General features: G+C 62.6%; 5 protein-coding genes. All 5 read right to left on the bottom strand.

The window, feature by feature from the left end; genetic code table 11:
• Positions 1–848: SDR family NAD(P)-dependent oxidoreductase (locus ACEW8G_RS01795; protein ID WP_373486737.1), on the bottom strand; the 848-nt coding region annotated here is incomplete at its 3' end.
• Positions 849–924: 76 nt separating this feature from the next.
• Positions 925–1,689 carry a hypothetical protein gene (locus ACEW8G_RS01790; RefSeq protein WP_373486736.1) on the bottom strand — a complete coding sequence of 255 codons (765 nt, stop codon included), beginning with the start codon at positions 1,687–1,689 and terminating at the stop codon, positions 925–927.
• An 86-nt stretch (positions 1,690–1,775) separates the two neighbouring features.
• Positions 1,776–2,345 (bottom strand): aminoacyl-tRNA hydrolase, encoded by a 570-nt coding sequence (gene pth / locus ACEW8G_RS01785; protein WP_373486735.1) that lies wholly within the window; start codon positions 2,343–2,345, stop codon positions 1,776–1,778.
• 120 nt (positions 2,346–2,465) lie between these two features.
• A complete protein-coding gene (locus ACEW8G_RS01780; protein ID WP_373486734.1) occupies positions 2,466–3,089 on the bottom strand; it encodes a 50S ribosomal protein L25/general stress protein Ctc in 624 nt (207 codons plus the stop codon).
• A 149-nt stretch (positions 3,090–3,238) separates the two neighbouring features.
• A partial coding sequence (locus tag ACEW8G_RS01775) for a TraB/GumN family protein (protein ID WP_373486733.1) occupies positions 3,239–3,741 on the bottom strand: 503 nt, incomplete at its 5' end.

Here is a 3,741-nt window from a genome sequence, read left to right as displayed (position 1 = left end):
GGCATGGCGATGATCTCGGCGATGGCGCGCGGCACGTCCATCGGGTCCGCAGACCGGCCGCTGCCATCCTCGGTGCCCATGCGCGCGACCACTGCAGGGTACGCGGCGGCGCGGTCGGCGTCGATCCGCTCCTTCAGCGCGCCGGTGTAGATGTTGCGGTTGCGCCAGACATCGGTCGGGTAGCCACCCGGCTGGATGACCGTGACATCGATGCCGTGCGGCACGAGTTCATAGGCCATCTGCTCGCTCATCGCCTCAAGCGCGAACTTGGTGGCTGAATAATGTCCGCCGTTGGGCACGATCACCCGGCCCAGCTGCGAGGAGATGTTAAAGATCAGCCCACGCTTGGCGGCGCGCATCGCGGGCAGTGCGGCGCGGGCCACCCGCTGGAAACCGAAGACATTGGTGTCGAAGATCAGCCGGGTCGCCTCCATGTCTTGCACCTCGACCGGGCCGGTAATGCCGATGCCGGCGTTGTTGATGATGACATCAAGCGCGCCGCCCGCCAGCTTTTCTGCCTGGGCGACACCCGATGCAACCAGTTCATCCGACAATACATCGATCTCGATGACTGTAATGTCGAGCTTTTCGTCAGCTGCGATGGTGCGCAGTTCAACTGCCTGCGGGCGGGGGATGTTGCGCATCGTGGCAAACACCTTCGCCCCGGACCGGGCATAATGCAGCGCCCCCAGATAACCGAATCCGGTCGCTGCGCCGGTGATCAGGATCGATTTGCCCTTCAGGTCGGGCTTTGCAACGGCCTGTGCGGCAACGGATGGTGCAAAAGCGGCGATGCCGGCGAGCGCGGCTCCGCCAAGGATGTGACGGCGATGGGGATGATCTGGCATGGGGCGTCCTCCTGATTGTGACCCTTTGACGCAACATTGCAAATGCCGCGAGCGGCTGCAACGCTGGTGGTTGCGATCAAACGCTTTTCGGGTTTTCCGGAAGGGGCATCAAGCCAAGCACGCCGACACCCAGCCAGAGCCCGATGGCAAAGCTCATCCCCGATCCAGCCAGCGGAACCGGGAACCAGCCATAGAGCGGCGCCAGCATCGCCAGTGCAGCATATGCGGCCAGTGCGCGAGTTGCCGATGGTCGCCCCGAATGGGAAAGGTAGCTTGCCGCGGTAGCAGTCAGCGCTGCCGCCATCGCAATCGCCAGCAACGGTGATATCTGCCAGCCGAGCGTGAAAATCTGTTCGACCTCGGCGACGGGTTGGAGCGGATCGGATCGCAAGAATGCAACCGCCGTTAGACATGACAGTACGGCGGCGAGCCATGCGCCCCGCCTCCCGTCGCGCCAGCAGGCGGCAACCATGATTGCAGCAGAAAAGGCGAGGCTTTGCGAAGCGTCTGGCTGCAGCACCAGAACCAGTGCGATTGCTCCAATGCTGCCCAGCCCAACCAGATCGGCTTTGGGTAGGCAGGCGATGGCTGCAACCACAGCGGGCAGGGCGAGGGCTGCGGCATTGATGGTCAGCGGGCCGATGGCAAGCCAGCGATGCACGCCGGATTGTGCTGGGCCAGTCAAGCTTGCGGCAACTAACATCGCGCCAGCCACTGCGATCACCCGGAGCTTGGTCTGCGTTGCGTTGAAGCGGGTCAGCCCAAACGCCAGCGATCCGCCGATTGCCCAGCCGACCAGGTTGATGATCCAACGCGATGGCGGAATATCGTGTCCATTCATGGCGACAGCGCCGAGCGCGATGGCCAAGAGCGAAGCAATGGCGAACTGGGCAGGCGTTCGACCGACAGGCATTGGCACTTGCACAATCACGGTTGCAGCCGCAGCGCCACATCGTTCATGAAGCGCGCGTCATCGTCGCGCGCCAGCCATGCGGCTTCGGCGGCGATAGCGCCCAGCATGTCGGCAAGGTCGTCGAATTCGGTCTTGTGATAGTTGCCGAGCACATGGCCGTTGACCCGGTCTTTGTTACCCGGGTGGCCGATGCCGATGCGCACCCGGCGAAAATCGGGGCCGATGTGTTGGTCGGTGGAGCGCAGGCCATTGTGTCCGGCGGTGCCGCCACCGCGTTTGACCTTCACCTTGAACGGCGCGAGGTCGAGTTCGTCGTGAAAGACGGTGACGTCCTGCGGTTCGAGCTTGAAGAAGCGCATTGCCTCGCCAATCGCCTGGCCGGATTTGTTCATGAAGGTGGCAGGTTTGAGCAACAGCAGCTTCTCAGTACCCAGTCGCGCCTCGATAGCCCAGCCCTGAAAGCGGCGCTTGGGCGCGTCAAAACCATGCGCTTCTGCGATGACGTCAAGCGCCATGAAGCCGACATTGTGCCGGTTGAGCGCATATTCTGCGCCAGGATTACCAAGGCCGACCCAGATTTGCATCGAGAAAGACTCCCTCTCCCCTTCAGGGGAGAGGGTGGGGAGAGGGGCGAGTATGCTACCCTCTCGACATTCCCCTCTCCCAACCCTCTCCCCTGAAGGGGAGAGGGCGAGTTAGAAGAATTACTCGGCTTCAGCTTCGCCTGCTTCATCAGTGGCGTCACCGTCGCTCGACTTGAGCGCCGACGGAGCCACGATGGTTGCAATGGTGAAGTCGCGATCTGTGATCGCCGACTCGCTACCAACGGGCAATTTCACTGCCGAGATGTGGATCGAGTCACCGATTTCCGCGCCAGTGACATCGACCTCGATTTCGTCAGGGATCTTGGTTGCATCGCACACCAGTTCAAGCTCGTGACGCACAACGTTGAGCACGCCGCCACGCTTGAGGCCGGGTGAAGCTTCTTCGTTGATGAACGCGACCGGCACTGAGACTTCAACCGTCGCACCCTTGGTGATGCGCAGGAAATCGACATGCAGCGGACGGTCAGAAACCGGGTGGAAAGCAACGTCCTTGGGAAGGGTGATCGTTGATTTTCCGTCCAGTTCGACCTCGACGATCGAATTCATGAAATGTCCGGTGCCCAGCAACTTGGCCAGATCGCGCTCGGCGACATGGATGGTTTGCGGGTCTTTGTTGTCGCCGTAAATTACGGCGGGAACACGGCCTTCGCGGCGGAGTGCACGGGAGGCTCCCTTGCCTGCCCGATCACGCTGCTGGGCCGACAGGGTAAGCGCATCGCTCATGGTCGGTCTCCAAATGTAGGTGGTCGTTCAATCCCCCGCCACGCCTCCAGGGATGACCATGACGCAAGGAAGCGCGGCCTATACGGGTGGCACTGGCCAAAAGCAAGCGCGGATTTTCGCGGGTTTCAGCCGCGTAGACTCAGCGGCAGCTATTGCATCCGGGTGACGGTCAACCCGCGTGCCTCAAGCAATGCCTGGACGCTGTCGGGCCCTGCGAGGTGCGCCGCGCCGACTGCAACGAATGGCTTTCCGCCACTTGCCAGCATATCGGTGATCTGATCGGCCCAGTCCCGGTTGCGCGCGATCAGGATCGCGCTGCGAATGTTTTCGCGTTCCAGAAGTCCGCGATTGGCCGCTGCCGACAGCCGGTCGGTGTCTCCGGCGAGCCATGCGGTGACCATGTCGCGGTATGCAGCAGGCGCATTGTCGGCATCCGCGATGACGCTGGCCAGCATGGCGCGCTGGTCCGGCTCGGGCAACTGATCGAAATAGCTGAACTGCTGCGCAGCCGTCTCGAGCCCGATCACTTGCTTTTTGGCATCGCGATAGCGCGCGGCCAGCACCCGCTCCACACCCGAGGCGCGGTCCATCGGCAGCCCGGCTGTTGCCGCGCCCGCGAGCGAAAGCGCCGCCGCCCAGCTTTCCAGAGTTG

Source organism: Blastomonas sp. (assembly GCF_041747255.1).
In the GTDB taxonomy this organism is placed as follows: domain Bacteria; phylum Pseudomonadota; class Alphaproteobacteria; order Sphingomonadales; family Sphingomonadaceae; genus Blastomonas.
The sequence above is the reverse complement of the archived record's forward strand: the minus strand, read 5'-3'. Positions and strand labels throughout refer to the sequence as shown.